29 protein-coding genes are annotated in these 26,086 nt (G+C 71.8%); 17 read left to right on the top strand and 12 right to left on the bottom strand.

Annotated features, from left to right (window positions below; translation table 11 throughout):
• The first annotated feature begins 19 nt into the window (after positions 1-19).
• A complete protein-coding gene (locus ACZ5NH_RS07720; RefSeq protein WP_388632776.1) occupies positions 20-508 on the top strand; it encodes a MerR family transcriptional regulator in 489 nt (162 codons plus the stop codon).
• Between the two features lie 11 nt (positions 509-519).
• Positions 520-1,245 carry a lysophospholipid acyltransferase family protein gene (locus tag ACZ5NH_RS07715; RefSeq protein WP_388632773.1) on the top strand — a complete coding sequence of 242 codons (726 nt, stop codon included), beginning with the start codon at positions 520-522 and terminating at the stop codon, positions 1,243-1,245.
• Between the two features lie 49 nt (positions 1,246-1,294).
• Here ACZ5NH_RS07715 and ACZ5NH_RS07710 read toward each other — a convergent pair whose 3' ends face one another.
• The 8 genes from ACZ5NH_RS07710 to ACZ5NH_RS07675 form a co-directional block, all read right to left on the bottom strand.
• A complete protein-coding gene (locus ACZ5NH_RS07710) occupies positions 1,295-2,893 on the bottom strand; it encodes an alpha/beta hydrolase (RefSeq protein ID WP_468773409.1) in 1,599 nt (532 codons plus the stop codon).
• A gap of 146 nt (positions 2,894-3,039) precedes the next feature.
• Positions 3,040-3,798: an urease accessory protein UreD gene (locus ACZ5NH_RS07705; RefSeq protein WP_468773526.1), complete on the bottom strand. Its 759-nt coding sequence runs from the start codon at positions 3,796-3,798 to the stop codon at positions 3,040-3,042.
• A complete protein-coding gene (gene ureG, locus ACZ5NH_RS07700) occupies positions 3,795-4,472 on the bottom strand; it encodes an urease accessory protein UreG (RefSeq protein WP_468773408.1) in 678 nt (225 codons plus the stop codon). Before ureG ends, ACZ5NH_RS07705 begins: the two co-directional genes overlap by 4 nt.
• A 46-nt stretch (positions 4,473-4,518) precedes the next feature.
• Positions 4,519-5,193 carry an urease accessory protein UreF gene (locus tag ACZ5NH_RS07695; protein WP_468773407.1) on the bottom strand — a complete coding sequence of 225 codons (675 nt, stop codon included), beginning with the start codon at positions 5,191-5,193 and terminating at the stop codon, positions 4,519-4,521.
• Between the two features lie 10 nt (positions 5,194-5,203).
• Positions 5,204-6,925: an urease subunit alpha gene (locus tag ACZ5NH_RS07690; RefSeq protein WP_388632759.1), complete on the bottom strand. Its 1,722-nt coding sequence runs from the start codon at positions 6,923-6,925 to the stop codon at positions 5,204-5,206.
• Positions 6,918-7,229 (bottom strand): urease subunit beta, encoded by a 312-nt coding sequence (locus ACZ5NH_RS07685; protein ID WP_388632756.1) that lies wholly within the window; start codon positions 7,227-7,229, stop codon positions 6,918-6,920. Before ACZ5NH_RS07685 ends, ACZ5NH_RS07690 begins: the two co-directional genes overlap by 8 nt.
• 11 nt (positions 7,230-7,240) lie before the next feature.
• The gene (locus ACZ5NH_RS07680; RefSeq protein WP_388632753.1) at positions 7,241-7,543 is read right to left on the bottom strand and encodes an urease subunit gamma; all 303 of its coding nucleotides are present in this window, start codon (positions 7,541-7,543) and stop codon (positions 7,241-7,243) included.
• Between the two features lie 226 nt (positions 7,544-7,769).
• Entirely contained in the window at positions 7,770-8,075 is a 306-nt protein-coding gene (locus ACZ5NH_RS07675; RefSeq protein ID WP_388632750.1) for a type II toxin-antitoxin system Phd/YefM family antitoxin, read from the bottom strand.
• A gap of 86 nt (positions 8,076-8,161) precedes the next feature.
• On the opposite strand from ACZ5NH_RS07675, the gene ACZ5NH_RS07670 reads away from it, so the two are divergent.
• The 3 genes from ACZ5NH_RS07670 (at position 8,162) to ACZ5NH_RS07660 (ending at position 10,159) form a co-directional block, all read left to right on the top strand.
• Entirely contained in the window at positions 8,162-8,797 is a 636-nt protein-coding gene (locus ACZ5NH_RS07670; RefSeq protein ID WP_468773406.1) for an ATP-dependent Clp protease proteolytic subunit, read from the top strand.
• Positions 8,798-8,804: 7 nt separating this feature from the next.
• Positions 8,805-9,110 (top strand): hypothetical protein, encoded by a 306-nt coding sequence (locus ACZ5NH_RS07665; protein ID WP_451553063.1) that lies wholly within the window; start codon positions 8,805-8,807, stop codon positions 9,108-9,110.
• 575 nt (positions 9,111-9,685) lie between these two features.
• The gene (locus ACZ5NH_RS07660; RefSeq protein WP_468773405.1) at positions 9,686-10,159 is read left to right on the top strand and encodes a C40 family peptidase; all 474 of its coding nucleotides are present in this window, start codon (positions 9,686-9,688) and stop codon (positions 10,157-10,159) included.
• Positions 10,160-10,380: 221 nt separating this feature from the next.
• Here the strand turns inward: ACZ5NH_RS07660 and ACZ5NH_RS07655 are convergent, their stop codons facing one another.
• Positions 10,381-10,836, bottom strand: a complete 456-nt coding sequence (locus ACZ5NH_RS07655; protein ID WP_468773404.1) for an ATP-binding protein — start codon at positions 10,834-10,836, stop codon at positions 10,381-10,383.
• Between the two features lie 214 nt (positions 10,837-11,050).
• Between ACZ5NH_RS07655 and ACZ5NH_RS07650 the strand changes: the two genes are divergently transcribed.
• Positions 11,051-11,911, top strand: a complete 861-nt coding sequence (locus ACZ5NH_RS07650) for a helix-turn-helix domain-containing protein (protein WP_468773403.1) — start codon at positions 11,051-11,053, stop codon at positions 11,909-11,911.
• 9 nt (positions 11,912-11,920) lie between these two features.
• A complete protein-coding gene (locus ACZ5NH_RS07645; protein ID WP_388632734.1) occupies positions 11,921-12,142 on the top strand; it encodes a DUF397 domain-containing protein in 222 nt (73 codons plus the stop codon).
• Positions 12,143-12,269: 127 nt separating this feature from the next.
• Here the strand turns inward: ACZ5NH_RS07645 and ACZ5NH_RS07640 are convergent, their stop codons facing one another.
• Entirely contained in the window at positions 12,270-13,397 is a 1,128-nt protein-coding gene (locus ACZ5NH_RS07640; protein WP_468773402.1) for an 8-amino-7-oxononanoate synthase, read from the bottom strand.
• A 147-nt stretch (positions 13,398-13,544) separates the two neighbouring features.
• On the opposite strand from ACZ5NH_RS07640, the gene bioB reads away from it, so the two are divergent.
• The 4 genes from bioB (at position 13,545) to ACZ5NH_RS07620 (ending at position 18,013) form a co-directional block, all read left to right on the top strand.
• On the top strand, positions 13,545-14,756 hold the full coding sequence (bioB, locus tag ACZ5NH_RS07635) for a biotin synthase BioB (RefSeq protein WP_468773401.1): 1,212 nt from the start codon (positions 13,545-13,547) through the stop codon (positions 14,754-14,756).
• Positions 14,749-16,065: an adenosylmethionine--8-amino-7-oxononanoate transaminase gene (locus tag ACZ5NH_RS07630; protein WP_468773400.1), complete on the top strand. Its 1,317-nt coding sequence runs from the start codon at positions 14,749-14,751 to the stop codon at positions 16,063-16,065. Before bioB ends, ACZ5NH_RS07630 begins: the two co-directional genes overlap by 8 nt.
• 1 nt (position 16,066) lies before the next feature.
• On the top strand, positions 16,067-16,792 hold the full coding sequence (bioD, locus tag ACZ5NH_RS07625; RefSeq protein WP_468773399.1) for a dethiobiotin synthase: 726 nt from the start codon (positions 16,067-16,069) through the stop codon (positions 16,790-16,792).
• A gap of 528 nt (positions 16,793-17,320) precedes the next feature.
• The gene (locus ACZ5NH_RS07620) at positions 17,321-18,013 is read left to right on the top strand and encodes a class I SAM-dependent methyltransferase (RefSeq protein WP_451553069.1); all 693 of its coding nucleotides are present in this window, start codon (positions 17,321-17,323) and stop codon (positions 18,011-18,013) included.
• A 6-nt stretch (positions 18,014-18,019) separates the two neighbouring features.
• Here the strand turns inward: ACZ5NH_RS07620 and ACZ5NH_RS07615 are convergent, their stop codons facing one another.
• Both ACZ5NH_RS07615 and ACZ5NH_RS07610 read right to left on the bottom strand, forming a co-directional pair.
• Positions 18,020-18,394, bottom strand: coding sequence for a fic family toxin-antitoxin system, toxin component (locus tag ACZ5NH_RS07615; protein WP_450986277.1), 375 nt, complete (start codon positions 18,392-18,394; stop codon positions 18,020-18,022).
• Between the two features lie 4 nt (positions 18,395-18,398).
• On the bottom strand, positions 18,399-18,638 hold the full coding sequence (locus ACZ5NH_RS07610; protein ID WP_388632714.1) for a toxin-antitoxin system HicB family antitoxin: 240 nt from the start codon (positions 18,636-18,638) through the stop codon (positions 18,399-18,401).
• A 117-nt stretch (positions 18,639-18,755) separates the two neighbouring features.
• Here ACZ5NH_RS07610 and ACZ5NH_RS07605 point away from each other — a divergent pair, with 117 nt between their 5' ends.
• The 6 genes from ACZ5NH_RS07605 to ACZ5NH_RS07580 all read left to right on the top strand — a co-directional run bounded on the left by ACZ5NH_RS07605 (position 18,756) and on the right by ACZ5NH_RS07580 (position 26,042).
• Positions 18,756-19,568 (top strand): ABC transporter ATP-binding protein, encoded by an 813-nt coding sequence (locus tag ACZ5NH_RS07605; RefSeq protein ID WP_468773398.1) that lies wholly within the window; start codon positions 18,756-18,758, stop codon positions 19,566-19,568.
• A 4-nt stretch (positions 19,569-19,572) separates the two neighbouring features.
• Positions 19,573-22,143 carry an ABC transporter permease gene (locus ACZ5NH_RS07600; protein WP_468773397.1) on the top strand — a complete coding sequence of 857 codons (2,571 nt, stop codon included), beginning with the start codon at positions 19,573-19,575 and terminating at the stop codon, positions 22,141-22,143.
• A gap of 46 nt (positions 22,144-22,189) precedes the next feature.
• The gene (locus ACZ5NH_RS07595; RefSeq protein ID WP_468773396.1) at positions 22,190-23,065 is read left to right on the top strand and encodes an LLM class F420-dependent oxidoreductase; all 876 of its coding nucleotides are present in this window, start codon (positions 22,190-22,192) and stop codon (positions 23,063-23,065) included.
• Between the two features lie 45 nt (positions 23,066-23,110).
• Positions 23,111-23,536: a GNAT family N-acetyltransferase gene (locus ACZ5NH_RS07590; protein ID WP_451553073.1), complete on the top strand. Its 426-nt coding sequence runs from the start codon at positions 23,111-23,113 to the stop codon at positions 23,534-23,536.
• Between the two features lie 152 nt (positions 23,537-23,688).
• Positions 23,689-25,032: a hemolysin family protein gene (locus ACZ5NH_RS07585; protein ID WP_468773395.1), complete on the top strand. Its 1,344-nt coding sequence runs from the start codon at positions 23,689-23,691 to the stop codon at positions 25,030-25,032.
• On the top strand, positions 25,029-26,042 hold the full coding sequence (locus ACZ5NH_RS07580) for a hemolysin family protein (protein WP_468773394.1): 1,014 nt from the start codon (positions 25,029-25,031) through the stop codon (positions 26,040-26,042). The genes ACZ5NH_RS07585 and ACZ5NH_RS07580 overlap by 4 nt, the downstream gene beginning before the upstream one ends.
• Positions 26,043-26,086: the final 44 nt, after the last annotated feature.

Here is a 26,086-nt window from a genome sequence, read left to right as displayed (position 1 = left end):
AGTGCGACTTAATGTCGGCATGAGGTCAACCGGCGGCTCACCGCCCCTGAGCATCGGCGCGCTGGCGGAGCGTTTCGCACTGGCCCCGCATGTGCTGCGGCACTGGGAGGCGATGGACCTCCTCGCGCCCGCGCGCGACCCGGCGGGACGGCGGCGGTACGGCCCCGCCGACGTCACGCGCGTCGCCGTGATCCTGCGGGCGAAGGAGGCCGGCCTGTCCCTGGACGCCATCCGCTCGCTCACCGCGACGGCGGATCCTGCTGCCAGGCGGACGCTGCTGGAGGGCGAGGCCGAGGCGCTGCGCCGGCGGATCGCGGCGGCGCAGGCCTCGCTGGACCTGATCGAGTGCGCGCTCGGCTGCGCTCACGAGGACATCACCGCCTGTCCGCACTACCGTCAGGCTGTCGGGGCCCGCGTCACCGCCGAGGGGCTCGACGAACGGCATGGGCATGGCCAGTTGCGGTTACAGATGACGACAGGCGCACGCGGCGTGGGCTGGACGAGGTAAGGGGCGAGCCGTTGTTCTACTACCTGCTCAAGTACGTGCTGCTGGGCCCCCTGCTGAGACTGGTCTTCCGGCCCCGGATCGAGGGCCTGGAGAACGTGCCGGACTCCGGTCCCGCGATCGTCGCCGGAAACCATCTGTCCTTCTCCGACCACTTCCTGATGCCGGCGATGCTGCGCCGCCGGATCACCTTCCTCGCCAAGGCGGAGTACTTCACCGGCCCGGGGCTCAAGGGCCGGCTCACCGCGTTCTTCTTCCGCAGCGCCGGGCAGATCCCGGTGGACCGCTCGGGCAAGGAGGCGGGGCAGGCGGCGATTCGCGAGGGCCTGAAGGTGCTGCGCCGAGGCGAGCTGCTGGGGATCTATCCGGAGGGCACCCGTTCGCACGACGGCAGGCTCTACAAGGGCAAGGTCGGCGTCGCGGTGATGGCGCTGAAGGCCGGCGTGCCGGTCGTACCGTGCGCGATGATCGGGACGTTCGAGGCCCAGCCGCCCGGGAAGGTCATCCCGAACGTCCGTCCGGTCACCATTCGCTTCGGCAGGCCGCTCGACTTCTCCCGCTACGCCGGCATGGAGCAGCAGAAGGCGATCCTGCGGGCCGTCACCGACGAGATCATGTACGCCATCCTGGCGCTGTCCGAGCAGGAGTACGTCGACGAGTACGCGGCCGTCGTCAAGGAACGGTCGGCCGCGGAGCAGGGCGCCAGGGAGCGCAGGTTCCCGCGGGCGCCGCTCAGCTGACAGGGGCGGCCGGAGAGCCCGGCCGCCCCTCGTCACCGTACGATCCGGATCACGGCTTGGGCGTGGCGTGCGGGCCGCAGGTCACGTCCGCGCCGTCCAGCTTGCCGTCGACCAGGTAGGCGTCGACGCGCTGGTTGATGCAGGGGTTGACCAGGCCGGTCACACCGTGGGAGCCCGCGTCCTTCTCGGTGATCAGACGCGAGCCCTGGAACCGCTTGTGCAGCTCGACGGCACCCTCGTAAGGGGTGGCCGCGTCCCGCGTGGACTGCACGATCAGCACCTGCGGCAGATCCTTGTGGGTCCGCACGTCGACCGGGGTCCGCTGCTTGACCGGCCAGGTGGCGCAGGGCAGGTTCATCCAGGCGTTGGCCCAGGTCATGAACGGGTAGCTCTTGTTGAGCTCGGTGTTGTCCCGGTCCCACCTCTGCCAGCTGGTGGGCCACTTGGCGTCGGTGCACTCGACGGCCGTGTAGACGGCGTTGCCGTTCTCGGCGGAGATGTTGCCGGCCGTGTTCGACATGTCGGGGGCGGCAGCGTCGACCAGTGCCTGGGTGTCACCGGCGACGTACTTGCTGAACACCGTGGCGACCGGCACCCACGAGGAGTCGTAGTACGGCGCGCTCTGGAAGAAGGAGATCAGCTCGGCCGGGCCGACGGCCCCGCCGATGGGGTTCTTCTTCGCGGTGGCGCGCAGTTGGAGCCACTTGGCCTGGACGGCCTCGCGGGTGGTGCCGAGGTGGAAGGCGGCGTCGTTCGCGGCGACCCAGTCCTCCCAGTCCTTCCAGCGGCCCTCGAAGGCGATGTCCTGGCCCAGGTTGGCCTGGTACCAGATGTTCTCGCGGGCGGGGTTGACCACACTGTCCACGATCATGCGGCGCAGGTGGCCCGGGAAGAGGGTGCCGTAGACGGCGCCGAGGTAGGTGCCGTAGGACACGCCGAGGTAGTTGAGCTTCTTCTCGCCCAGGGCGGCGCGGATGACGTCCAGGTCGCGGGCGGTGTTCGGCGTGGTCATCTGCTGGAGCATCGCCCGGCCGGTGCGCTCCAGGCAGCCGTCCGCGTACTCACGGGCCAGTTTGCGCTGCGCGGTCTTGTCCGCCTCGGTGTCCGGCACCGGGTCCATCTTCGGCGCCTTCACGAACTCCTGCGGGTCCTCGCAGGAGATGGGCGCGGAGTGGCCGACGCCGCGCGGGTCGAAGCCCACGAAGTCGTAGGCCTTGGCGACGTTCGCCCAGACGGGGTTCTTGGTGGTGACCCGGCGCGGGAAGCGCAGGCCGGAGCCACCGGGACCGCCCGGGTTGTAGACGAGGGCGCCCTGGCGCTCCTCCTTGGTCCCCGTGTTGCCGATGCGGTCGACGGCGAGCTTGATCTGCTTGCCGTACGGGTACGCGTAGTCGAGCGGCACGCTCACCCAGCCGCACTGGATGGGCTTCTCCAGCCCCCATCCCGCGGGGCAGTCCTGCCAGTCGATGCCGGCCTTGGCGGCGCGGGCGGCGGCAATCTCGGCGCCCTTGGCCTCCCGGTCCTGGCCGGGCCGGCCGGCGGCGCTGGCCGCGGGCGCCGAGACGGCACCGGCGATCAGGGTGGCGGTGACGAGCGCTCCCGCCGAACCGAGTGCCAGCAGGCGGCTCTTCGGTCTGTTGTCCCTCAAGTGGGCCCCTCCCCCTACATCAGGATCGCTGCGAGTGGTCAGTTCGGGGGATCCTCTCGGCTGTGAGCCGCCTGAGAACAGGGGGCGCCTGCCATCTTTACCAATCCGATAAACGGATGGTCATGTTCGGTTGGGTGCCGCGTACTTCAGCCGAGGTAGGTCAGCGCCTCGTCCAGGACCTGCCGCAGGCGCAGTGCGTCCGGTGCCAGGGCACTGACCAGTGCCGCCGGACCGGCCAGCGGTATCAGGGCCGCGCACTCGTCCAGCATCCGCGGCTCGGCAGGCCGCCGGGCGAACTCCGGTCGCACGACGACAAGTTGGCCCACCGCGCGATGCCCCGCCAGCACCGCCGGTCCGTCCCAGCCGCCGGGCGCGCCGGGCCCGCAGGACAGCTCCTGGTCCAGCACGGCGCGGCCCGCGATCCGTACGGTGAGCCTGCTGGTGAGCCGCCCGGGTTCCTCTCCCGTCCGCCCGAGCACCTGCTCCTCGCGCAGCACGAGCCGGGCACCGGCGGCGAGTTCGGCGCGGGTGGTGATGCGCAGGTCGCTGCCGCGGGCCGAGATCAACTGTTCGGGGAGCCAGTGCAGTTCGGCGTCGTCGGCCACGTCGAGCCGTACGTCGTAGCGGGCCTCGCCCTTGGCCTGGCCGGGGAGGGCGAGGGTGGCGGCGGCCGAGCCGACGTGCAGCCGGGCGCCCTCCGCCACGCTCGCCGTGAGCGAGAAGCGGTCGCCGCCGAGCGGTCCGCTCATCGCGCCGACGACCATGACCCTCGCCTCGCGGCCGCTGGACCGGGTGCGGCGCAGGGCCAGCGGGCCGTCGCTGTCCAGTACGGGCAGCGCGGTGCCGCCGCGGCCGTCGGCGCGGGCCACGATCCGCGCGTCCGCCCGGACCCCGGTGGCCGTCACGCCGTCCACGCGGCGAGCCGCTCGCGCACCCAGGCGGCCACCTCGGAGACGCCTCGATCGCCGCGCAACGACTGGAACACGACGGGGAGTTCGGCCCGCTGGACCTTGGCGTCGGCGGCCATCCGGGCGAGGTCGGAGCCGACGTGCGGGGCGAGGTCGGTCTTGTTGACGACGAGCAGGTCCGCGGTGGTGACACCGGGGCCGCCCTTGCGCGGGATGTCGTCGCCGCCGGCCACGTCGATCACGAAGATCTGCGCGTCCACGAGCCCCTTAGAGAAGGTCGCGGTGAGGTTGTCGCCGCCGGACTCGACGAGGATCAGGTCCAGCGGGCCGACCGCGTCCTCCAGGTCCTCCACCGCTTCGAGGTTGGCGGAGATGTCGTCGCGGATCGCGGTGTGCGGGCAGGCGCCCGTCTCCACGGCCGTGATCCGCTCGGGCGGCAGCACGGCCTCCCGGAGCAGGAACTCGGCGTCCTCACGGGTGTAGATGTCGTTGGTGACGACGGCCAGCGACAGCTCGTCGCGCAGGGCCCGGCAGAGCGCGGCGACGGTCGCGGTCTTCCCGGACCCGACGGGCCCGCCGAGGCCGATGCGCAGGGCACGGCGCGAACCGTCGGGACGGCGCGCGTCCGCACCGAGGGCGGCGGGGCCGGAGTGGGTGTGGTCGAGGTGCATGTACGGCTCCAATGTCTGACACGTTGTGTGGGGTCCGGCGCCGGGCTCAGGAGGCGAACAGCCGAACCGGCCAGGCCGCGTGCCATTCCGCACCGACCTCCAGCAAGGGCCCCGACGCGGCCGGCAGCGCGTCGGCGCCCTCGTCGAGCACCTTGCGCGCCGCCTCCACCGCCGCGTCCGCGACGCGGTCCAGCTCCGGCGCGAGCCGGGCCAGCACACCGGTCGCATCGAACGGGTCGAGGCTCAAGAGCCGTACCGTGGCCGTCGCCGGCCCGCTCACGCTCTCGTACACCGCGCAGTACGCCGCGTCGGCAGGTCCCAGCCCGGCCGACCGCGCGGCAACGCCGAGGACCACCGGCTGGTGCGCGCCCTTCGGGAACTGCCCTGCCAGCGCGTCGAGTTCGGCCGACGGCCAGCCGGCCCGTGCCGCCCGCATCAATTGCCGCCCGAGCCTTCGCGCGGCGGTCCGCAGGGCGGGCGACGGTGTCCGGGCGTCCGCCGCCGCGTCCAGCTCCCCGGGATCCGCGCCGAGTACGGCGGCGGCCGCAAGCGCACCGGCGACCAGCCCTGCGGTGTGCAGCCGGCCCCGGCAGAAGTCCTCCAGGCCCGCGGCGGAGGTGATCCGGCCCGCCTTGACGGCGGCCTCCGCCCCGCCGGAGTGCGCGTGCCCTCCGGCGGGGAAACGGCCGTCAGCCAGGACGAGAAGTGCTGCCCGTGACATCACGACACCATCAGAAGAGGAAGTAGCGCTGGGCCATGGGCAGTTCGGCCGCCGGGGTGGCCTCCACCAGTTCGCCGTCGATGTGCACGGCGAAGCTGTCGGGGTCGATCCGGACATCGGGCCGGGCGTCGTTCTCGCGCATGTCGGCCTTGGTCACCGCGCGCGTGGACGCGATCGCCACGAACCGCTTGCCGAGCCCGAGCCGCTCCGGCAGCCCGTCCTCGATCGCCAACGGGGCCACGAAGTTCACCGAGTTGGCGGCCGGAGCCCGGCCGATCGCGCCGTACATCGGGCGGGGCAGGATCGGCTGCGGGGTGGGGATGGACGCGTTGGCGTCACCCATCTGCGCGTAGGCGATCTGCCCGCCCTTGAGCACGAGCTGCGGCTTGACCCCGAAGAACGCCGGCTCCCACAGCACGAGGTCGGCGAGCTTGCCGGTCTCCACGGAACCGATCTCGGTGGCGAGGCCCTGGGCGAGGGCCGGGTTGATCGTGTACTTGGCGACATATCGACGCACGCGGTGGTTGTCCGCGCGGCCGTCACCGGGCAGTGCCCCGCGCCTGCGCTTCATCACATGGGCGGTCTGCCAGGTACGCAGGACGACCTCGCCGACCCGGCCCATGGCCTGGGAGTCGGAGGAGATGATGGAGATCGCGCCGAGGTCGTGCAGGACGTCCTCCGCGCCGATGGTGGACGGCCGGATCCGGGACTCGGCGAACGCCAGGTCCTCGGGGACGGTGGGGTTGAGGTGGTGGCACACCATCAGCATGTCGAGGTGTTCCTCGGCGGTGTTGACGGTGTAGGGGCGGGTCGGGTTGGTGGAGCTGGGCAGCACGTTGGGCTGTGAGACCACGGTCATGATGTCGGGCGCGTGCCCGCCGCCGGCGCCCTCGGTGTGGTACGAGTGGATGCCCCGGCCCGCGATCGCGGCCAGGGTGTCGCCCACGAAACCGGCCTCGTTCAGGGTGTCCGTGTGGATGGCGACCTGAATGCCGGTCCGGTCCGCCACGGTCAGCGCGGCGTCGATGACGGCCGGGGTGGAGCCCCAGTCCTCGTGCAGCTTCAGGCCGGCCGCGCCGCCCCGGATCTGGGAGAGCATCGCCTCGTGCGAGACGGTATTGCCCTTGCCGAGGAAGCCGATGTTGACCGGGTAGGCCTCCATCGCCTCGAACATCCGGGCGAGGTGCCAGGGTCCGGGCGTGACGGTGGTGGCCTTGGAGCCCTCGGCGGGGCCGGTGCCGCCGCCCACCAGGGTGGTGATGCCGGAGGCCAGCGCCTCGTCGGCGATCTGGGGGCAGATGAAGTGGACGTGCGCGTCGATGGCACCGGCGGTGAGGATCCGCCCGTTGCCCGCGATGATCTCCGTCTCGGGACCGACGACCAGGTCGGGGTGGACGCCGTCCATGGTGTCCGGGTTGCCCGCCTTGCCGATCGCGGCGATCCGGCCGTCGCGGATGCCGACGTCCGCCTTGACGATGCCCCAGTGGTCGACGATGACGGCGCCGGTGATCACGGTGTCGGGGGTGCCGTCGGCCCGGGTGGCGCGGGACTGGCCCATGGACTCGCGGATGACCTTGCCGCCGCCGAACACCGCCTCGTCGCCGGAGCCGCCGGGTCCGCCGCAGCGGTCCTCCTCGATCTCGATCAGCAGGTCGGTGTCGGCGAGCCGGATACGGTCACCGGCGGTGGGGCCGAACAGGTCGGCGTAGGCGCCGCGCGAGATCTCAGGCATCGAGGGCACCTCCGGTCTCCCCGCGCAGCCCCGGCACGATCCGGGCGCCGGCGAGGGGGACGAGCTCGACGTCGACGGGGATGCCCGGCTCGAAGCGCACGGCGGTGCCGGCGGAGACGTTCAGGCGTTTGCCGCGGGCCGCGGCACGGTCGAACTCCAGGCCGGGGTTGGCCTCGGCGAAGTGGTAGTGGGAGCCGACCTGGACCGGCCGGTCGGCGGCGTTGAGGACGGTGAGCCGGGTGACCTCACGGCCCTCGTTGAAGACGACCGGGTCGTCCGCGAACAGGATCTCTCCGGGAATCATCGTGGGCCCCTTCAGATGATCGGGTCGTGGACGGTGACGAGCTTGGTGCCGTCCGGGAAGGTGGCCTCGACCTGGACGTCATGGATCATCTCGGGGACCCCCTCCATGACGTCGTCCCTGGTGAGGAGCTTGCGACCGGAGGACATGAGTTCGGCGACCGTACGGCCGTCACGCGCGCCTTCGAGGATGTGCGACGTGATGAGGGCGACCGCTTCCGGGTGGTTGAGCTTGAGCCCGCGGGCCCTGCGCTTCTCGGCCACATCGGCTGCCACATGGATCAGCAGCCTCTCTTGCTCGTGCGGGGTCAGTTGCACGTCCCACCTCACAGTCCTTGCTCCGGACCGTGCGGGGTCCGGTTTCCGCAGCCATCGCGACGGGGATAGGTGTAACACGCAGACAAATCCCCGGATCGTCCTCAATCCGGGCAGAAAAACCCCTGATGGCGTGGATCGGCAGGCTAGAACGCCGGAGTTTCAGCGACGTTAACCAGACCTTGATCCACAGCTGACCGTGCGATGGGGTCCCCGATACCCGCCCGGGTCAGGACCCGCCCGGGCCGCGGTGCTCGGCGGCCGTGCCGGGACCACGATGTTCGGCGGCGATCCCGAACCGCTGCTGTTCGCGCGCGGCGGAACCGACCTCACGGACGCCCGAGACCGAGCTGACGACCTGCTCCCCGGCCGGCTCCGCCAGGGCGTCCAGCCGCTCCAGATCGGCGGCCGACACCAGCGCGACCAGCGGCTTGCCGTGCCGCGTCACGACGACGCGCTCACCGCCGTACACCACGCGGTTGATCAGGTCGGCGAGCTCAGCCCTGGCTTGTGTCACCGGAATCTCGTACGCCATACCCCAACCTTACGTCACGTACGTCCTGTACATTTTTTACAGAAGCCGAGCCCGTCGGAGGCCCGTGCGATGAGAAGGGGTGTCCCATGTCCCGAGCGTTCGCCCGTCATGTCCTGCCCGAGTTCACCGAGCGCACCAGCAGCGGCGCCCGCACGCTCGATCCCTACGGCAAGCTGTTCGAGGACCGGATCGTCTTCCTCGGGACCGCGCTGGACGACGTGGCCGCGAACGACGTGATGGCGCAGTTCATGTACCTCGAACACGCGGCCCCGGACCGCGACATCACGCTGTACGTCAACTCGCCCGGCGGTTCGTCCAGTGCGCTGACGGCGGTCTACGACACGATGCGCTATGTCAGTTGCGACGTGGCCACGTACTGCCTGGGCCAGGCCGCCTCCCACGCCGCCCTGCTGCTCGCGGCCGGCACGCCGGGCAAGCGGTTCACCCTGCCCGGCGCCCGCATGGTCCTCTCCCAGCCCCAGCTCGCCGAACCGGTGCAGGGCCAGCCCAGCGACCTGCTCATCCAGGCCGAGGAGTTGGCCCGGGTCCGCGCGCTCACGGAGGAGATCCTGGTACGGCACACCGGGCGCACGGCCGAAGAGGTGCGCCGCGACCTGGAGCGGGACCTGGTCCTGGACGCCCTCGCGGCGGTGGCTTACGGGCTGGTGGACGCCGTCGTGCCCAGTCGGCGGCGCACACCCGGCGCACCGGACGCGAGGTGAGCCGCCGATGCTGCCGGACCTGCCGCCGCTGCCCGCACTGACGCGAGCCGAGGGAGAGCTGATCGACCGCTACCTGGAAGCCGCCGACCTGCTGGGCCGCGTCAACCCGGCGCACGGCGGGGACACCTATCGCGGGCTGCGCGCCGCTCAGGCCCTGGTACGCAAGGCCGCAGAGCTGCGTGACGCCCTCGCGTCGATGCACCGGCGGGGCGAGGCGGAGCTGCACGGGGACACGCTGGCACGGGCTTTGCGGGTGCTGGACGGTGAACGCCGTACCGCGCGCGTCGCGCTCCCGCCCGACGGCGTCGGCTGATCCGGACGCCGGACCAGCCGGACGGGATCCGGTCGTCGACCGGCGCCGCGCGGGCGGGACTTGAAACGGGCCGAATGACGGACCGCCGACCGGTGTATATCCGGATCGTTCCCCGGGCCTCCCGACTTGCGTTCCACGCCGGTTCGTGGTTCGCGGAAAAGCGCATAGCCCCAGGTCGGGTGCTACGCACGGGATCTGACGATGTCTCGAACATCCCACGCTCCACCCGAACGGGTGAGTGGTGAGTAACGCCACAAATCCACGGATGCATTGGGATTTTCGGACCGGTGTGAGCGAAGATCCCGTCCGACGACAAGCCCCCGCCACCGCGGCGGGGCGGTCCGGGCGGACGCCGAGTCCTGCCGCCGCCCGGACGACCGGTCGACAGGAGTGGATCGGCAGGAGTGGAGGACCCAAGCAAGACGGGTCGCCGGTACGGATGTTCGTCTGCTCGTCGCAGACGGTCTGAGGTTCCGGGCAGCCCTTGGGGTGAAGCCGCGGCAACGCGGCCGGGCAACTTCGCCAGCCCGAATCCGACAGGTCATCCTTCACAGGCGGCTGACGAAGGGTTGCGCATGACTGCGCTCAATCGTGTCCCGTCGCTCATGGCCCGGGCCGGTACGGCCTCGGCCCTCACCCTCGCCGCCGTCGGCGGCTCGATCGCGGTCCCCGGCCTCGCCCCCGATGCCTCGGCCGCGACTCTCGCGGCGAAAGCACTGCAGGTCGCGGCCGCCAAGGAGGGGGCCCCGTACCAGTACGGGGCCACCGGGCCGCGCAGGTTCGACTGCTCGGGGCTGACGCTCTATGCGTTCAAGAAGGCGGGCAAGACCCTGCCGCGTACCGCCGCCCAGCAGTACAACAAGACGCACCACATCTCCGCCGGCCGTCGCCAGGCCGGTGACCTGGTGTTCTTCCACTATGGTTCCTACGTCTACCACGTCGGCATCTACGCCGGGCACGGCAAGATCTGGCACGCACCGAGGACCGGGGACGTGGTACGGCTCCAGAAGCTCTGGACCAAGAGCGTCTGGTACGGCCGGGTCAGCTGACCCGCCGTCAGGGCGGGAGCGGCTCCAGCAGCAGGGCCGCTCCCAGCTCCGTCAACGCCACCCCGGTGCCGCCTGGAGCCCACGGGCGTGCCCGGGGCCGGCGCGGTGATGTACCCAGGCGGTCCGCCTCGAGGCCCTGCACCCGTCGCAGCCCCCGCGCCCCCTCGCCCCCGCCCCCTCGTCACCCCATGTTCCCCCTCACGGCACCCCCGCCCGGAGGGCTACGGCTCCTGTGGGCCCGCCGGGACCGGCTCGGCCGGGATGATCCAGGGGAGTTCGATGGAGACCGTCTTGCCGCCCTCTCGGGTGGGGCGGACGCGGAGTTTGCCGCCGCACTCCGCGGTGAGCCAGCGGATGATGACCATGCCGCGGCCGTTGTCCTGCTGGACGGCGGCGGGCAGTCTCTTCGGAAAGCGCGGATGACTGTCGGTGACACCGATGCGAAGGTGTTCGTCGCGGTCCAGGGCGATGTCAACCGTGAAGGTGGGTGATTGACCGAAGGTGTGCTGTACGGCATTTGTGGCGAGTTCGGAGACGATGAGCCGCACGGTGTCAGCCACGTCGGTGTCCGACGGCAGGCCCCACTCCGCGAGCGTGCCCACGACATACGTGCGGGCGGCGGAGACCGAAGCGGGATCGCTCGGCAGAGTGACGGATGCTTCCAGATGGTCTGCCATGGCGACGTCGTCCCTTTCCCACGGGACCGCGGTCCGACACGGAGCCGGATGGTTCGAGTACGGTCCCGGACTGGTGCTTGCTCGTCAGCCTGCCACCACGGGGCCGGTCACGGGGAGCCATCCACCAAGAAGTGCATATATCTGTCGCTCGAAGCGGTGAACTCTACGACGCGAAACCGTATTTGGGCGGCCCGGAAGGAGTAAGGAGGAGCCCATGCAGAACGGGCCGGCAGTGCGCCGCCGCAAACTGGGCGCCGAACTGCGCACGCTGCGCGCCGGTGCTGGGCTCACGAGCGGTGAGGCGGCCCGGCTGGTCGGCTGGCACCAGTCGAAGGTCAGCCGTATCGAGACCGGTGCCAGTGGTGTGAAACCAGCCGATGTGCGCTTACTGCTCGACGCCTACGAGGTGCGGGACGGGCAACTGCGCGAGCTGCTGCTGATACTGGCGGACTCCGAGGACACGGGAGACCGGCACCGCTGGTGGCACGCCTACCGCGGGGTGCTCCCGCCCGCGTACCGGGACTTCATCAGCCTGGAGTCGCAGGCGAGCACGATGCGCACCCTGGAGACCACGGTCGTACCCGGCCTGCTGCAGACGCCCGAGTACGCCCGCGCGGTGACCCGGGCGGCCGTCGCGGACCTGGACGAGGAAGGCCTGGACGCGCTGGTGGAGGTGCGGCTGGCCAGGCAGGACGTGCTCCGCGCCGACCCGCCGCTGGAGCTGAGCGCGGTGCTGGACGAATCGGTACTACGGCGCGAGGTCGGCGGCCCCGAGGTGATGGCCCGGCAGCTTCGGCGGCTGATGCAGGCGGCCCGCTTGCCCCAAGTCCGGCTCCAGGTACTGCCGTTCGGCGCCGGAGCGCATGTCGGCGTCAACGGAGCTTTCGTTATTTTCTCATTTCCGAGCACTTCTGATCTGGACGTGGTTGTTCTCGACCAGTTGACGAGTAGCCTCTACCTGGAGCGGAAAGAAGACCTCATGGCCTATGCGGAGGCCTTCGACACCCTTCGGATGCACGCCCTTTCCCCTGAGGACACGTTGGATTACATCGCCGGGATAGGTGACGGCGCGTAAGGAGGCACCATGTCAGCCATGCCTCGGAACGTCCCTGCCAGTACCGACCTGCACGACGTGCGCTGGCTGCGCAGCAGCTACAGCACGGGAGCCAACAACTGCGTGGAGACGGCCCGGCCGCGCTCCGGCCCCGGTGCCGGACTGCTCGCCGTGCGCGACTCCAAGAACCCGGCCGGACCCGCGCTGCTCTTCTCCGCCGAGAGCTGGGCCGGTTTCCTCACCGCCCTCTGACCCGAAGACGACCCCGGTCCGAAGACGATCCCGACCCGTAGACGACCCCCACCCGTAGACGACCCCCACCCGTAGACGACCCCGACGCGAGGACGACTCGCGCGAAGCACGGCCGTGTCACGCCGACTCATGGTCGCGTTTCGCCGATCACCCGTACAGCGCGTTCGATCTCGGCCCCGGACAGGTCCGCGCGGGCGGTCAGCCGCAGCCGCGAGATGCCGTCGGGCACGGAAGGAGGACGGAAGCAGCCCACGGCCAGCCCCGCGGTACGGCAGTCGGCCGCCCAGCGCACCGCCTGCTCCGGGGACGGAGCCCGCACGGAGACCACCGCGGCGTCCGGACGCACCGCTTCCAGACCCGCGGCCGTCAGCCGTGCGTGCAGTTCCGCGGCCACCGCACGGGCGCGCGCCGCGCGCTCCGGTTCGCGGACGAGCAGCCGCAGTGCGGCGAGCGCCGCGCCGGCCGCCGCCGGGGCCAGGCCCGTGTCGAAGATGAAGGTCCGGGCGGCGTTGACCAGATGGTCGATCACTCGCGCCGGGCCGAGCACCACTCCGCCCTGGCTGCCCAGCGACTTGGACAGGGTGGCCGTGACCACCACGTCCGCGGCGCCCGCGAGACCGGCCGCGTACGGCGCGCCCCGGCCGCCGTCGCCCAGCACCCCGAGCCCGTGCGCGTCGTCCACGACCAGTCCCGCGCCGTGCTCCCGGCACGCCTGCGCCAGCTCGGCCAGCGGCGCCCGGTCGCCGTCCACCGAGAACACGGTGTCGGACACGACGATCGCCGGCCCCTGATGAGTGGCCAGCGCCTTGCGCACCGCCTCGGGGTCGGCGTGTCCGACGACCTGCCGCTCGCCCCGGGCGAGCCGGCAGCCGTCGATGAGGGAGGCGTGGTTGCCGGCGTCGGAGACGATCAGCGAGCCGTGCGGCCCGAGCGCGGTGACCGCGGCCAGGTTGGCGGCGTACCCGGAGGAGAATACGAGCGCCGCCTCGAAACCGCAGAATTCGGCCAGCTCGCGCTCCAGCTCGGTGTGCAGCTCGGTGGTGCCGGTGACGAGCCGGGAGCCGGTGGACCCGCCGCCCCAGGTCCGGGCCGCCCGGGCGGCCCCTTCGGTGACCTCGGGGTGGTGTGCGAGGCCGAGGTAGTCATTGCTCGCCAGGTCCAGCAGGGGCGAGTCGGCGGGGCGCGGACGCAGGGTGCGGACGAGTCCGGCGCGGCGGCGCGCCTCGGCCTGCTCGTCGATCCAGCCGAACGCCATGGGTCCTCCGGGGCTTTTGTAGGTAGCGGACAGACCCTAGCGGCACGAGCAGCCGCCCAGGGTGTGGCAATACCCACACGGTGAACCGTCTCCGTTGTGCAAACTCTCCTTGGCCCCAGGCGGTCCCGTAGGACAGGATCAGGCCTCATGGACCTGCTGAACACGCTGGTGGACAAGGGGCTTCGGCGCGAGCTGCCGACCCGCGAGGAAGCGCTCGCCGTTCTGGCCACCTCCGACGACGACGTACTCGATGTGGTGGCCGCGGCCGGAAAGGTGCGCCGGCACTGGTTCGGGCGACGGGTGAAACTCAACTATCTGGTGAACCTCAAGTCGGGCCTGTGTCCGGAGGACTGCTCCTACTGCTCCCAGCGGCTCGGCTCCAAGGCCGACATCCTGAAGTACACCTGGCTCAAGCCCGACGAGGCCTCCCAGGCGGCCGCCGCGGGCCTCGCGGGAGGCGCCAAGCGGGTCTGTCTGGTGGCCAGCGGGCGCGGCCCGACGGACCGTGATGTGGACCGGGTCTCGGAGACCATCCGGACCATCAAGGAGCAGAACGAGCACGTCGAGGTGTGCGCCTGCCTCGGTCTGCTCTCCGACGGACAGGCCGAGCGGCTGCGCGAGGCGGGCGCGGACGCCTACAACCACAATCTCAACACGTCCGAGGGGACCTACGCGGACATCACGACCACGCACACGTACGCCGACCGGGTGGACACGGTGCAGAAGGCGCACGCGGCCGGTCTGTCCGCCTGCTCCGGTCTGATCGCGGGCATGGGCGAGAGCGACGAGGACCTGGTCGACGTGGTCTTCTCGCTGCGCGAACTGGATCCGGACTCGGTGCCGGTGAACTTCCTCATCCCGTTCGAGGGCACCCCGCTGGCCAAGGAGTGGAACCTCACCCCGCAGCGCTGTCTGCGGATCCTCGCGATGGTCCGGTTCGTCTGCCCGGACGTGGAGGTCCGGATCGCGGGCGGCCGCGAGGTCCATCTGCGCTCGATGCAGCCGCTCGCGCTGCACCTGGCCAACTCCATCTTCCTCGGCGACTACCTGACCAGCGAGGGCCAGGCCGGCAAGGCCGACCTGGAGATGATCGCGGACGCCGGGTTCGAGGTGGAGGGCGCCGGCGAGGTGACACTGCCCGAGCACCGGGTCGAGGCCGGGTCCGGCTGCGGTTCGGTGTGCGGCTCGCACGAGGGCTGCGGCTCGCACGAGGGCTGCGGCTCGCACGAGGGCTGCGGCTCGCACGAGGGCGGCGACGCGTGCGGTACGGCGGCCGCGCCGACCGCACAGGAGGCGCGCACCGATCTCGTCGCCGTGCGCCGCCGGGGCGCCGGAACGGACCTCGCGCCCAATGCCTGATCTGCCCGACCTGACCGGCCTGACCGACCTGACCGACCTGACCGTGCCCGAGCTGCTGGAGCTGGACCGACGGCATGTGTGGCATCCGTACGGTCCGATGCCCGGCCGTGTCGAACCGCTCGTCGTGGAGTCGGCGAGCGGGGTCCGGCTGCGGCCGGCCGACGGCTCGGGCGAGTTGGTGGACGGCATGTCGTCGTGGTGGTCGGCGATCCACGGCTACAACCACCCGGTCCTCAACGAGGCGGCGCACGACCAGCTCGGCCGGATGAGCCATGTGATGTTCGGCGGGCTGACGCACGAGCCGGCGGTACGGCTGGCGAAGCACCTTGTCGACATGTCACCTGATGGCCTGGAACACGTCTTCCTTGCCGACTCCGGCTCGGTGTCGGTCGAGGTCGCGGTGAAGATGTGCCTGCAGTACTGGCGCTCGCTCGGCCGGCCCGGCAAGCAGCGGCTGCTGACCTGGCGGGGCGGCTACCACGGCGACACCTGGAACCCGATGTCGGTGTGCGACCCGGAGGGCGGGATGCACGCGCTCTGGTCGGGTGTGCTGCCGCGCCAGATCTTCGCGGACGCACCGCCGGCGGAGTACGAGGAGTCGTACGCAGTCCATCTGCGCGAACTGATCGCCCGGCACGCGGACGAGCTGGCCGCGGTGATCGTGGAGCCGGTCGTGCAGGGCGCGGGCGGCATGCGCTTCCACTCTCCCGCCTATCTGCGGGTGCTGCGCGAGGCGTGCGACGCACACGACGTCCTGCTGGTGTTCGACGAGATCGCCACCGGCTTCGGCCGTACCGGCGCGCTGTTCGCGGCGGAGCACGCGGGCGTCGCCCCGGATGTCATGTGCGTGGGCAAGGCGCTGACCGGCGGCTATCTGACGCTGGCGGCCACGCTGTGCACCCCGCGGATCGCCGACGGCATCTCGCGGGGCGAGGTGCCCGTGCTGGCGCACGGCCCGACGTTCATGGGCAACCCGCTGGCCGCGGCCGTGGCCTGCGCCTCCATCGAACTGCTCCTGGCACAGGACTGGCGGGCGGAGGTCAAACGGATCGAGGCGGGCCTGTGGGAAGGCCTCACGCCCGCTCGTGAGCTGCCGGGCGTCCGCGATGTCCGCGTCCTCGGGGCGATCGGCGTCGTCCAGCTCGACCACGAGGTGGACATGGCCGCGGCGACCGCGGCCGCCGTCCGGGAGGGTGTCTGGCTGCGCCCCTTCCGCGACCTGATCTACACGATGCCGCCGTACATCACCTCGAACGAGGACGTGGCGAGGATCGCGCGCGCGGTGTGCGCCGCGGCGCGGGAGGGATGACATGCCGGTACTGGTGATCACGGGCACGGGCACAGAGGTCGGCAAGACCGTCACCACCGCCGCCGTCGCCGCCACGGCGCTCGCGGCCGGGCGCTCGGTGGCCGTGCTGAAGGCCGCGCAGACGGGCGTACGGCCGGACGAGCGCGGGGACGCCGATGAGGTCGCACGGCTGGCGGGCCCGGTCACGACCGCCGAACTGGCCCGCTACCCCGAGCCGTTGGCGCCGGGCACGGCGGCCCGACGGGCGGGCATGGCTCCCGTCAGCCCGCGCGAGGTGGCCGACCGGGCGGCCAAGCTGGCCACCGAGCACGATCTGGTGCTGGTCGAGGGGGCGGGCGGACTGCTCGTCCGCTTCGACGCGGCCGGCGGCACCCTGGCGGACGCGGCCGGGTTGCTCGGCGCACCGGTGCTGGTGGTCGCGCACGCGGGTCTGGGCACCCTCAACACCACCGAGCTGACGGCGCTCGAACTACGGCGCCGGGACCTGGAGTTGGCCGGCGTGGTGATCGGCAGCTGGCCCGACTCCCCCGACCTCGCGTCCCGCTGCAACGTGGCCGACCTCCCGGAGGTCGCGGAAGCCCCCCTCCTCGGCGCAATCCCCTCCGGAGCGGGCGCCCTGCCACCGGCCGACTTCCGCAAGACGGCACCGACGTGGCTGGCACCCCGCCTGGACGGGACCTGGGACAGGGAGGCGTTCCAGGTCCGGGAGGCACCGCAGCCGGGGTGATGTCCGGGGGTGGACCCGGGGCTGGGAGGCACCGCAGCCGGACTCATCAACGGGGGTGATCCCGGGTCCATCAAGCGCCACAGCCGGGCTCATCTACGCGGGTGGGCCCGGGTAGCGCTGAGGCCGGGCTGACGTACACGGATGGGCCCGGGCCCGGGAAGCGCCGCTGCCGGACTCATCAACGGGGGTGGGCCCGGGTGGCACCGCGACCGGACTGACGTACACGGATGGGCCCGGGCCCGGGAAACGCCGCAGCCGGACTCATCAACGCAGGTGAACCCGGGTAGCACCGCGGCTGGACTGACGTACACGGATGGGCCCGGGCCCGGGAAACGCCGCAGCCGGGCTGACGTTCAGGGGTGGGACCGGGTGCGGAAAGCGCCGCAGCCGGGCTGGGCGAGGGAGGGGCAGGGGCGGAACCCTGGCGGAGTTCGGGGCGGAGCCCCGTGGTGTGGGCTGTCGCCGAGGGTGCGGCAGGCGTCGTACGGGGGAAGCTCCTCCTAGGTCGTCCAGTTCCGGGAGGTCGCCATGCGGCTGCTGTCCTCCGGCTCCGACACCCTGACGCGGAGTCCCGTCCACCATCCCCTGTTCGCCCGTTACTACGCCCGCTTCAGCGTGAGCGCCGAGACCCGGCTGGGCATGGCCGGGATACGGGAGCGGCTGCTCGCCGGGCTGTCCGGGCGGGTGATCGAGATCGGCGCGGGCAATGGACTGAACTTCGCGCACTACCCCAGTACCGTCGCCGAGGTCGTCGCGATCGAACCGGAGCCGCTGCTCAGGCAGTTGGCACTGGAATCGGCCCTGCGTGCCGAGATTCCGGTCGACGTGGTGCCGGGCGCGGCGGAGGCGCTGCCGGTCAAGAGCGAAGCCTTCGACGCGGCCGTGCTGTCGCTGGTCCTGTGCAGCGTGCGGGACGTGCCACGGGCGCTGAGCGAGGTACGGCGCGTGCTCAAGCCGGGCGGCCAGGTCCGGTTCTTCGAGCACGGCCAGGGCGGCGGCCGGGTGATGCGACTGAGCCAGCGCACGCTGGACCGGACCCTGTGGCCGGCGCTGACCGGCGGCTGCCATCTGTCCCGGCGGCCGGTGGCCGCGCTGCGCGAGGCCGGGTTCACGCTCGGCCCGCAGCGTCGGGTGATGATGCCGGAGAAGGGTCCGGCACTGCCGTCGTCGTACTGCGCGCTCGGCGTCGCCTGGCGGCCGGACGAGCCCGATACGCGCTGACCGGCCTCACAGGCTCCAGCCGCGCAGCTCGCGCGCGATGTCGTCGACGCCGGCCGCGCCCTCCTTCACCAGCCGGGCGAGGTCCCGCACCTGCTCGGCCGTGGTGACCACCTTCACCCCGCTGGCGACCAGGTACGCGTAGGCGACCGCCGAGGCGAACAGCGCGTTGGAGCGTTCCAGCGCCGGCACGTGGATCAGCAGCTGGAGCAGGGAGGCGGCACGGGCGTGCGGGTCGTCGTAGACGGGTACGCCGAATATGTCGGCGCGGTGCCGCGCGACAGCGGCGATGAGCGCGCCCCAGTCGGTGACCTGCGGGTCCCCGGGGGTGCGCTGTTCGGCGAGCATGAGCAGCCAGGCGAGGTCGATGCTGAGCTCGTTCAAGGGATCAGCGGCCGTCCCCGACGCCGGTGCCGCGGGTCTCGGTGAACTCCTCCGCGAACACGGACTCGTACTGCTTCATGAAGTCGGCGGCGGCCTCGACGAACGTACGGCCGGCCTCCCCGGTGTCCTGTCTGACCAGCTCTTCGATGTAGCGGTTGACGCTGATACCGCGGGCCAGGGCGCGTTCGCGGGCCGCGCGGGCGGTGCCCTCGTCCACGCGCACGTTCAGCTGGGTCTTCGCCATGCTTCGACGCTAGCGCCGGGATGCTAGCAAAGCAAGGGCGTGCGGAACCGGTGCGCCGGGTCGGCTTGTCGCCTACGCTCGCCCGGGACGGGCGGTTCAGGCGACCGGGAGGCGGTCTTGTCCACACCCACACCTGCTGCGCAGTACGCGCCGGACGGCGCCGTCGCGGCCCGCGCCCGCGGGCTGACCAAGGCCTACGGCTCCGGCGAGACGGCCGTCATCGCCCTGGACTCGGTGGACGTGGACATCGCGCGCGGCCGTTTCACCGCCGTGATGGGGCCCTCGGGGTCCGGGAAGTCCACGCTGATGCACTGTCTGGCGGGGCTCGACACGGTGTCGGCGGGTCAGGTGTGGCTCGGCGGCACCGAGATCACCGGGCTGCGGGACCGGGAGCTGACCCAGCTCAGGCGGGACCGGATCGGGTTCATGTTCCAGTCGTTCAACCTCATTCCGACGCTGACCGCCGCCGAGAACATCACCCTGCCCATGGACATCGCGGGCCGGAGGCCCGACCCGCGGTGGCTGGACCAGGTCATCGACACACTCGGGCTGCGCGACCGCCTCACGCACCGGCCCGCCCAGCTCTCCGGCGGTCAGCAGCAACGCGTCGCGTGTGCGCGGGCGCTGGCCTCCCGGCCGGAGCTGATCTTCGCCGACGAGCCGACCGGCAACCTCGACTCGCGGGCCGGGCTCGAGGTGCTGGGCTTTCTGCGCGGCGCGGTGGACGATCTCGGGCAGACGGTCGTCATGGTCACCCACGACCCCGGCGCCGCCGCCCACTCCGACCTGGTGCTGTTCCTGGCCGACGGACGCATCGTGGACGACATGGAACGGCCGACGGCGGACGCCGTACTCGAACGCATGAAGCGGTTCGACGTGGTCCGGGAGCGGCTCGGCGACGGCGACGACGACACCGTCCGAGAGGACTGACCGGGTGCTCAAGGCGACCCTGAGGAGTTTCCTCGCGCACAAGGGGCGGCTCGCGCTGTCCGCGCTGGCCGTGATCCTGTCCGTGGCGTTCGTCGCGGGCAGCCTGATCTTCTCCGACACCGTCACGCGTACGTTCGACCGGCTGTTCGCCTCCACCGCCGCCGATGTGACGGTCCAGCCGAAACAGCTGGATCTCAGGTCGGCCCGGGTGAGCGGTTCGGTGCAGACGCTGCCTGCCGCGCTGCGGGACCGCGTGGCGCGGGTCGACGGGGTCGCGGCGGCACGCGCCGAGGTGTCGGTGCAGAACGCCGTCGTGGTCGACGGCCACAACAAGTCCGTCGGCCCGACCACCGGCGCCCCGACCATCGCGATGGGCTGGTACGTCACCCACCGCAGTCCTGTGAAGCTCACCTCCGGCCATGCCCCGCACGGGGCGGGTGAGGCGCTGCTGGACGCCGACACGGCGCACAAGAAGCACGTGGGCATCGGCGACACGCTGACCGTGCAGGCACAGCCGGGCATGTTCCGGGTGCGGGTCGTCGGCATCGCCACGTTCACCACCACCAACCCCGGCGCGGCCCTGGTCTTCCTGGACCCGGCGGTGGCGGGCCGCGAACTGCTCGGTTCCCCCGCCCGGGCGACCAGCATCGCGGTGGACGCGGCCAAGGGGGTGTCCGACCCGGAGCTCAAGCAGCGGGTCGGGCGGGCGATCGGCACCGGCACGTACGACCTCAAGACCGCGAACGAGCAGGCCAAGTCGGCGGCGGCCAGCCTCGGCACGTTCCTCGACGTCATCAAGTACGTGATGCTGGGCTTCGCCGGTGTCGCCCTGCTCGTCGGCGTGTTCCTCATCGTCAACACCTTCTCCATGCTGATCGCCCAGCGCACCCGCGAACTGGGCCTGCTGCGGGCCCTCGGCGCGGACCGGCGCCAGGTGCGGCGCTCGGTGCTCACGGAGGCGCTGCTGCTCGGGCTGGTCGGTTCCACGCTCGGCCTCGCGGCCGGGATCGGACTGGCACTGGGACTGATCCGGCTGATGAGCGCGTTCGGGATGAACCTGAAGGCCACGGAGATGGTCATCGGCTGGGGCACGCCCGTCGCGGCGTACGTCGTCGGTCTCGGCGTCACGTTCGTGGCCGCCTATCTGCCCGCGCGGCGTGCGGCGGCCGTCTCGCCGATGGCGGCGCTGGTGGACGCCGAAGTCGCGGGTGTGGGCAAGCCGTTGCGGACGCGGGCGGTCGTCGGTGCGGTGATCGGGGCGGTCGGCGCGGCGGCGCTGGCCGGGTGTGCGGCGGCCACGAAGACCGCGCAGGCGGCCTCGCTGCTCGGTCTCGGCGTGGCCCTGACCCTGATCGCGACCGTCGTCGCCGGTCCGCTGCTGGTGCGGCCGGTGATCCGGGTGCTGGGCGCGGCCTTCCCCGCGCTGTTCGGCCCGGTCGGCCTGATGAGCCAGCGCAACGCCCTGCGCAACCCGCGTCGTACGGGCGCCACCGCCGCGGCGCTCATGGTGGGCCTGGCCCTGGTCGGCGGGATGTCGGTGGCGAGCGCCTCGATGTCCGCGTCCTTCGACCGGCAGATCGACAAGACGCTCGGCGCCGACTTCATCGTGCAGAACTCCAACTTCACCCCGTTCACCAAGCAGGTGCGGGACACCGTGGCCCACACCCGCGGCGTCGGGCTCGTCGTACAGCAGCGGCTCACCCAGGTCGCCGTACGGCTGCCGAACGGCGACCGGGTCACGACGGCCGCCGTCGCGTACGACTCCCGGCTCGACGACATCGTGCACATCACCTACGCACAGGGCGGTTCACGGGCCGCCCTGGCGGACGGGCACCTCGCCATGGACGCCGACTTCGCCCGGGGCCACGGGGTGCGCGTCGGCAGCGTCCTCCCGGTCGACTTCCCGGGCGGGCGGCACACCGGGCTGACCGTCTCCGCACTCACCAAACAGGAGACGGCCGACGGTTTCGGCGCCCAGGGCGGCCTCTACTTCGGCCTCGCCACCCTGGAGAGGTACGCGCCGGACGCGCAGGACTCCGCGCTCTACGTCAACGCGGCCAAGGGCACCGAACCCCAGGACCTGCGCCCCCGGCTGGAACAGGCGCTGAAGCCGTTCCCGCAGGTCCAGGTGCGCAACCAGACCGACTACAAGCAGCTCGTCCACGACCAGATCGCGGTCCTGCTCTACCTGGTGTACGCGCTGCTCGGGCTGGCGATCGTCATCGCCGTGCTCGGTGTGGTCAACACCCTCGCGCTGTCGGTGGTGGAGCGCACCCGGGAGATCGGGCTGTTGCGGGCGATCGGGCTGGGGCGGCGGCAGTTGCGCCGGATGATCCGGCTGGAGTCGGTGGTGATCGCGGTGTTCGGCGCGGTCCTCGGGCTGGCGCTGGGGCTGGTGTGGGGCGTGTGCATGCAGCAGGTGCTGGCCCTGCGCGGGCTGACGGCGCTGGCGTTCCCCTGGAGCACGATCGTCGCCGTCGTGATCGGCTCGGCGGTGGTGGGTGTGGTGGCGGCCCTGCTGCCTGCGCTGCGCGCGTCGCGATTGAACGTGCTGGCGGCGATCGCCCACGAGTGATGGAATCGCGGGGGTAGCCCAAGCCACCTGCCGGCGGGGAGAGTTGATGTCGCGTCCGTTCCGCTTCGGGGTCAATCTGCTCACGCCCGCGCCCGGCGCCGAGTGGCGCGCGAAGTGCCGGCGCGCCGAGGAACTGGGCTACGACGTGATCCTCGTCCCCGATCACCTCGGGATGCCCGCTCCGTTCCCGGCACTGGTCGCGGCGGCAGAGGCGACGCGCAGGCCCCGGCTCGGCACGTTCGTGCTCAACGCGGGGTTCTACAACCCGGCCCTGCTGGCCCGCGAGGTGGCGACCACGGACGCGCTCACCGGCGGACGCCTCGAACTCGGACTGGGCACCGGGTATGTGCCGGCCGAACACGAGACGGCGGGGCTGCCGTACGGCTCACCGGGCGAGCGCGTGGACCACCTCCGGCACACGGTGGCGGAACTCGGCCGGCTGCTGGCCTCCGGCGAACTCCCCCGGTCCCGGGTGCCGCTGCTGATCGGTGCCAACGGCGACCGGATGCTGCGGCTGACCGCCGAGCACGCGGACATCGCGGCCTTCACCGGAGCCCGGCCGGGCTCCGCCCCGGGATCGCTGGAACCGCTCACCGCCGAAGAGCTGGACGAGCGGGTGGCGCGCTACCAGCGGCTTGCGGCGGGCCGGGCGGAACCGGCGGAGCTGAATCTGCTCATCCAGCTCGTGGCGGTCACCGACGATCCGCAGCCCGTGCTGAAGCCGCTGCTGGAACGGCAGCCGCAGCTGACCCTGGACGCCGCACTCGCCCTGCCCATCGTGCTGGCCGGCCCGCTGGAGGAACTCGTGGCGCGGGTGCGGACGCAACGCTTGCGGTTCGGCTTCTCCTATCTGACCGTGCTGGAGCCGTACATGGAGGCCTTCGCACCGGTGATGGAACGGCTGCGCGAGGAGTCCGCATGATGGAAATCCCCGCGCCGGACCGATCTCCCGTGATGCGATCAGCACATGACCGACCTGCGGACACGTCCTGCTCTTCATGACGATCTCGACGCCGTGCTCGCCTTCTGGAAGACGGCCGCCGAGGGCACCAGCATCAGCGACGACCGGGACGGGGTGGAGCGGCTGGTGGCCCGCGACCCCGAGGCGCTGATCCTCGCCGAGCTGGGCGGCGAGTTGGTGGGCACGGTGATCGCCGGCTTCGACGGCTGGCGCTGCCATCTGTACCGGCTCGCGGTGCATCCGGAGCGGCGCCGGCAGGGCATCGCCACAGCGCTGCTGGCCGCCGCCGAGGAGCGGTTCGTACGGCTCGGCGGGCGCCGCGCGGACGCGATGGTGCTGGTCCGCAACGAGACCGCGCACCACGCCTGGGGCGCCGCCGGTTACGGCCCGCAGGAGCACTGGCGCCGCTGGGTGAAGCCGCTCACCGACTGAGACACCGAACTCTCTTTGCCCATCCTTTACCATGGAGGGAGCACTCGGCCCTCTATGAAAGGTAGTGAGCGTCCGCCCATGGGCGAGCCTCCCGGTCCGCGCCACCGCGCATCCCGTCGCGCCCTGTCCGATCATGGGACGGGGGTGACCCGATGACCGAAGTGCTGCTCCTTCTGGTGGCCATCCTGCTGTCACTGGCCTGCGGCGCCTTCGTGGCGGCGGAGTTCTCGCTGACCACGGTGGAGCGCGGCGAGCTGGAGCGGGCCGCCGAGCGCGGCGAGCGCGGCGCCCCGGGCGCCCTGAAGGCCGCACGGAACCTGACCTTCCAGCTCTCCGGCGCCCAGCTCGGCATCACCGTCACCAACCTGGTCGTCGGTATGCTCGCCGAGCCGTCGATCGCCAAACTGCTGGCCGGCCCGTTCCGGGCGATGGGCCTCTCCGCCGGTACGGCGAGTACGGTGGCGCTGGTGCTCGGTACGGCCCTGTCGACGGTGTTCCTGATGGTCGTCGGCGAGCTGGTGCCGAAGAACTGGGCGATCTCCGCGCCGCTGACCATGGCCAAGCGGGTCGGCAACCCGCAGCGCTGGTTCAGCGCGGTCTTCCGGCCCTTCATCACGCACCTGAACAACACGGCCAACCGTGTCGTGCGCCGGTTCGGCATCGAGCCCGCCGAGGAACTGGCCTCGGCGCGCGGCCCGCAGGAGCTGGCGGCGCTCGCCCGGCACTCCGCCAAGCAGGGCGCACTGGAGCCGGACACCGCCGAACTGTTCGTGCGGACGCTGAACCTGGCCGACCTGACGGCGGAGAACGTGATGACCCCGCGCGTCCAGGTCATCGCCCTGGAAGCCCAGGCGACCTGCGCGGACGTGGCGAACGCGACCCGGGCCACCGGTCTGTCCCGGTTCCCGGTGTACCGGGGCAGCCTGGACTCGGTCGTCGGCGTCGCCCACATCAAGGACGTCCTGGCCGTGCCGGCCGAGCAGCGCCGCCACCGCCGCGTCTCCCAGGTGATGCGCGAACCGCTGATGGTCCCCGAGTCCCTGACCGTCGACCGGCTGCTGGACCGGCTCGGCGGCAAACGCACCATGGCCGTCGTCATCGACGAGTACGGCGGTACGGCCGGCGTGGCGACCCTGGAGGACATCGTCGAGGAGGTCGTCGGCGAGGTACGGGACGAGCACGACCCGCACGAGACGCCCGACCTCGCCCCCGCCGGCGCGGACGAGCAGGGCCGCGCCCTGTACTCGGCCGACGGCTATGCCCGCACCGACCAGCTCGCACGCGTGGGGCTGCGGATGCCCGAGGGGCCGTACGAGACCCTGGCGGGCCTGGTCGCGACCCTGCTGGGCCGGATACCGGTGACCGGGGACACGGTCCAGGTCGCGGGCTGGCGACTGGACGTGGTGGACGCCACGGGCCGCCGGGCGGCACGGGTGCTGCTGCACGCGCCACTGGACGACGAGCAGGCCCACGAGACCGCGGAGGGGGCGCGATGACCGCCGTACAGCTGCTGATCGGTCTGGCGACCCTCGTCGTCAACGCCTTCTTCGTCGGCGCCGAGTTCGCGCTGATCTCCGTGCGCCGCTCGCAGGTCGAGCCGCTCGCCCAGGAGGGCGACCGGCGCGCGAAGAGCGTGCTGTGGGGCCTGGAGCACGTCTCCGCGCTCCTTGCCGCCGCCCAGCTCGGCATCACGCTGTGCACGCTGGTCCTGGGTGTGGTCGCCGAGCCGGCGATCGCGCATCTGCTGGAGCCGGTGTTCCACGCCCTCGGTGTGCCCGTCAGCGCGGGTCACGCGGTGTCCTTCGTGATCGCGCTGGCTCTGGCGACGTATCTGCACATGCTGATGGGCGAGATGGTCCCGAAGAACATCGCGCTCGCCGAACCGGTGCGCAGCGCGCTGCTGCTCGGCCCGCCGCTGGTCACGCTGTCCCGGGCGCTGCGCCCGGTGATCTTCACGGTCAACGCCTTGGCGAACGGCCTGCTGAAGCTGCTCAGGGTCGAGGCGAAGAACGAGGTCGCGGCCACCTTCACGGACGCCGAACTCGCCGAGATCGTCAAGGACGCCAGCCAGGCGGGCCTGATCGACGACCGGGCGCAGGAGCGGCTGCACGATGCCCTGGAGCTGGGCAGCCGGCCGGTGCGGGATGTCGTGGTGCCGCTGAAGCGGGTGGTGTACGCGCACATGGGCGTCACCCCGGAGCAGCTGGAGCGGCTGTCGGCCGACTCGGGCTTCTCGCGGTTCCCGGTGGTCGACGTGGGCCGCCGGATCGTGGGGTATCTGCACGTCAAGGACGCGCTGGACGCCTCGCCGCGGGACGTGCCGTTCCGGCTGCGGGACATGCGGCCCATCGCGCGCGTACGGGAGCGGACCCCGCTGGACGACGTGCTCACCGCGATGCGCGGCAGCCGCACCCATCTCGCGGCGGTCCTCGGCGACGACGGCCGGCTGGCCGGCCTGGTGACCATGGAGGACGTGCTGCGACAGCTGTTCGGACAGCCTGCGTGAGCCTCCGGCGGATTCGGCGGACCGGCGGGGGCCGTGTCCGGCAG

It is taken from the genome of Streptomyces sp. NPDC031426, assembly GCF_055581585.1.
The sequence above is the reverse complement of the archived record's forward strand: the minus strand, read 5'-3'. Positions and strand labels throughout refer to the sequence as shown.

Bases quoted from the DNA above. Each gene is read 5' to 3' on its own strand.
- ACZ5NH_RS07720 (WP_388632776.1), top strand. From the start codon at position 20: ATGAGGTCAACCGGCGGCTCACCGCCCCTGAGCATCGGCGCGCTGGCG.
- ureG (WP_468773408.1), bottom strand. From the start codon at position 4,472: ATGCACCTCGACCACACCCACTCCGGCCCCGCCGCCCTCGGTGCGGAC.
- ACZ5NH_RS07695 (WP_468773407.1), bottom strand. From the start codon at position 5,193: ATGTCACGGGCAGCACTTCTCGTCCTGGCTGACGGCCGTTTCCCCGCC.
- ACZ5NH_RS07690 (WP_388632759.1), bottom strand. From the start codon at position 6,925: ATGCCTGAGATCTCGCGCGGCGCCTACGCCGACCTGTTCGGCCCCACC.
- ACZ5NH_RS07685 (WP_388632756.1), bottom strand. From the start codon at position 7,229: ATGATTCCCGGAGAGATCCTGTTCGCGGACGACCCGGTCGTCTTCAAC.
- ACZ5NH_RS07675 (WP_388632750.1), bottom strand. From the start codon at position 8,075: ATGGCGTACGAGATTCCGGTGACACAAGCCAGGGCTGAGCTCGCCGAC.
- ACZ5NH_RS07670 (WP_468773406.1), top strand. From the start codon at position 8,162: ATGTCCCGAGCGTTCGCCCGTCATGTCCTGCCCGAGTTCACCGAGCGC.
- ACZ5NH_RS07665 (WP_451553063.1), top strand. From the start codon at position 8,805: ATGCTGCCGGACCTGCCGCCGCTGCCCGCACTGACGCGAGCCGAGGGA.
- ACZ5NH_RS07660 (WP_468773405.1), top strand. From the start codon at position 9,686: ATGACTGCGCTCAATCGTGTCCCGTCGCTCATGGCCCGGGCCGGTACG.
- ACZ5NH_RS07655 (WP_468773404.1), bottom strand. From the start codon at position 10,836: ATGGCAGACCATCTGGAAGCATCCGTCACTCTGCCGAGCGATCCCGCT.
- ACZ5NH_RS07650 (WP_468773403.1), top strand. From the start codon at position 11,051: ATGCAGAACGGGCCGGCAGTGCGCCGCCGCAAACTGGGCGCCGAACTG.
- ACZ5NH_RS07645 (WP_388632734.1), top strand. From the start codon at position 11,921: ATGTCAGCCATGCCTCGGAACGTCCCTGCCAGTACCGACCTGCACGAC.
- ACZ5NH_RS07640 (WP_468773402.1), bottom strand. From the start codon at position 13,397: ATGGCGTTCGGCTGGATCGACGAGCAGGCCGAGGCGCGCCGCCGCGCC.
- bioB (WP_468773401.1), top strand. From the start codon at position 13,545: ATGGACCTGCTGAACACGCTGGTGGACAAGGGGCTTCGGCGCGAGCTG.
- ACZ5NH_RS07630 (WP_468773400.1), top strand. From the start codon at position 14,749: ATGCCTGATCTGCCCGACCTGACCGGCCTGACCGACCTGACCGACCTG.
- bioD (WP_468773399.1), top strand. From the start codon at position 16,067: ATGCCGGTACTGGTGATCACGGGCACGGGCACAGAGGTCGGCAAGACC.
- ACZ5NH_RS07620 (WP_451553069.1), top strand. From the start codon at position 17,321: ATGCGGCTGCTGTCCTCCGGCTCCGACACCCTGACGCGGAGTCCCGTC.
- ACZ5NH_RS07610 (WP_388632714.1), bottom strand. From the start codon at position 18,638: ATGGCGAAGACCCAGCTGAACGTGCGCGTGGACGAGGGCACCGCCCGC.
- ACZ5NH_RS07595 (WP_468773396.1), top strand. From the start codon at position 22,190: ATGTCGCGTCCGTTCCGCTTCGGGGTCAATCTGCTCACGCCCGCGCCC.
- ACZ5NH_RS07590 (WP_451553073.1), top strand. From the start codon at position 23,111: ATGACCGACCTGCGGACACGTCCTGCTCTTCATGACGATCTCGACGCC.
- ACZ5NH_RS07585 (WP_468773395.1), top strand. From the start codon at position 23,689: ATGACCGAAGTGCTGCTCCTTCTGGTGGCCATCCTGCTGTCACTGGCC.
- ACZ5NH_RS07580 (WP_468773394.1), top strand. From the start codon at position 25,029: ATGACCGCCGTACAGCTGCTGATCGGTCTGGCGACCCTCGTCGTCAAC.